A 2,503-nucleotide genomic window follows, 5' to 3' on the forward strand; every position below is an offset into this window, starting at 1 on the left:
GGATAGATTGATGCAAACCGTCTCTCATCCAATCTAAAGCAGCCCTCTTGCAACGCACGGCCGGTCCATAGATTTTTTCGCCAAGGAGGGAAGTCGATGAAGTTCCGGTTCATCGATGCGGCGAAAGAGAGCTTCCCCGTCTCGCGCCTATGCCAGGTTCTTGGTGTCAGCCAAAGCGGCTACTTTGCCTGGCGATCTCGTCCGGCCAGTCCTCGCCAGCGCGAGGACCTGGTGCTGCTGGCCCATATCCGCTCAGCCTTTGCGCGTTCCAACGGGACCTACGGCAGTCCCCGCGTGACCCGCGAGCTGCAGGACGAGGGCTTGGAGGTTGGTCGACGCCGCACCGCCCGGCTGATGCGCGAGAATGGCCTTAACGCCCGGCAGAAGCGCCGGTTCAAGCGCACCACCGACAGCCATCATGCCTTCCCGGTTGCTCCCAATCTCCTCGAGCAGGACTTCTCGGCCGAGCGCCCGAACCAGAAATGGGCCGCAGATATTTCGTACGTATGGACAAACGAGGGCTGGCTGTATCTGGCCGTGATCCTGGATCTGTTCGCCCGGCGGGTGGTCGGCTGGGCGGTCAGCGATCGGTTGCACCAGGAACTCGCGTTGGAGGCGTTGCGCAAGGCTCTGGCAATCCGACGACCTGGAAAGGGGTTGATCCATCATGCGGACCGCGGCAGCCAATACTGCGCGACAGCCTACCAAGCCGAGTTGAGGAAGCACGGCATCCGGATCTCAATGTCCGGGAAAGGTAATTGCTTTGATAATGCGGTGGTCGAGACCTTCTTCAAGAGCTTGAAATCCGAGCTCGTCTGGCGCACCGTCTTCCAGACGAGAGCCGAGGCCAAGGCGGCGATCGGCCGTTACATCGACGGCTTCTACAACCCTATCCGACGTCATTCGACCCTCGACTACATCAGTCCGGTTCAGTTCGAGAAGATGGCCGAATAGCGACCAAACCGCTCTCCACTAAACCGAAGCAATTCCTGCCGGTCCCAGCACCCCATTGTGGAGCAGATGCGCGACCCGATAGCCGAGATGCATCTTGGGCCTCGCGTAGCTCGTCTCGACCGGCAGCAGTCCCGCCATAGGATGCACTTGGCCGCTCCCGTCCTCAAGCGTCTTGCCCAGGACCATGTATCCTCCGCACTCACCATGGACCGGACGATGTGTGGAGAAGGTGCGAAGACCTTGAAGAAAGCGGTGCGCGCCGGCGATGCGGCCTGCATGAAGCTCCGGATAGCCTCCCGGCAGCCAGCATGTACCACAGTCCGGCGGTGGAGGCTCGTCCGCAAGCGGGGAGAAGGTCACGATCTCCGCTCCCGCCGCTCGCCAGCCTGCGAGCACATGAGGATAGATGAAGGAGAAGGCCTGATCCGATGCAAGCGCGATGCGCTGTCCGGGCGGCGGCAGGGCCCGTACGGCGGCGTCCCTGTCGATGAGGGTAGGGCGGCTCAGCGCGATGAGCCGGTCGATGTCGATTGCGTTTTCCACCGCATCGGCCAGATGTTCCAGCCGCTGATCGAGTTCATCGGTCTCGCCAGCCTGCACGAGGCCGAGATGGCGCTCGGGCAGGGACAGCGTGTCGGTTCGCATGAGCGCGCCAAGCACGGGCATGCCGATGCGCGCCATGCCGTCCTCCACGAGTCTGCGGTGACGCTCGCTCGCGACCCTGTTCAGCACCACGCCGGCAACTGTGATCCTCTGATCGAGACGGGCGCAGCCGAGCGCGACCGCTGCGGCGGATTGCGCGTGCCCGGAGACATCGAGCACAAGAACTACCGGCCAGCCGAACAGGGCCGCGATGTCGGCGCTGGCTCCGGTGCGACCGATCTCCTGGCGCACCCCATCGAAGAGGCCCATCGACCCTTCAGCGATAATGAATTCCGCATTGAATGCAGCCTCGGCGGCAAGAGCCTTCAGCAGGGGCGTGCTCATGGCAAAGCTGTCAAGGTTGTAGCTCGCCGCGCCTGTGGCTTCTGCATGGAAAGCCGGATCGATGTAGTCCGGACCGCATTTCATCCCACGTACGCGCAGGCCACGCCGCGCCAGCGCTCTTTGAAGCCCCAGCGTGATTGTCGTCTTGCCCGATCCGGAGCGGGGGGCTGCGATGAGAATGCCCGAAGCCTGAGTCACTGAGCAGCCTCGCTGCCGAATTCCAGCAGATGGTTGACGATGGCCGAACGGAAGGTCGCGATTGCCCCAATGACGATAATCGCGGGAGAGCGGATCATGCCTTTCTCAGCAAGACCTGGCAGACTTTCGAGCGTTGCCTCCACCACGCTTTCCCGGGATGTCGTGGCCTCATGGACAGTGAGCGTCGGTGTGTCGCCGGCGTGTCCACCCTCCATCAGGGCGCTGACGATCAACGAAATGCTTGAGACGGCCATGTAGAGAACGATCGCTTGATCAGGGTCGACATGGATACCTCTTGGCCACCCCTCCGGCGGCATTTGGGTTGCACGATGACGGCAGGTCTCCTGGCTCACGGGTCGATGCT

The 2,503-nt window shown here is 62.4% G+C and carries 1 protein-coding gene and 2 pseudogenes; 1 reads left to right on the forward strand and 2 read right to left on the reverse strand.

Going from position 1 to position 2,503, the window contains the following annotated elements; all coding sequences use genetic code 11:
* Positions 1–72: 72 nt before the first annotated feature.
* A pseudogene (locus tag DC522_RS33100) lies at positions 73–954 on the forward strand (IS3 family transposase); the annotation flags it as partial.
* 18 nt (positions 955–972) lie between these two features.
* On the opposite strand, the gene DC522_RS33105 reads toward DC522_RS33100, so the two are convergent.
* Positions 973–2,139: a cobyrinate a,c-diamide synthase gene (locus DC522_RS33105; protein WP_116532642.1), complete on the reverse strand. Its 1,167-nt coding sequence runs from the start codon at positions 2,137–2,139 to the stop codon at positions 973–975.
* Positions 2,136–2,503: pseudogene (locus DC522_RS33110) on the reverse strand (hypothetical protein); the annotation flags it as partial. The gene DC522_RS33105 and the pseudogene DC522_RS33110, both read right to left, overlap by 4 nt.

It is taken from the genome of Microvirga sp. KLBC 81, from assembly GCF_003075415.1.
Lineage (GTDB): Bacteria > Pseudomonadota > Alphaproteobacteria > Rhizobiales > Beijerinckiaceae > Microvirga.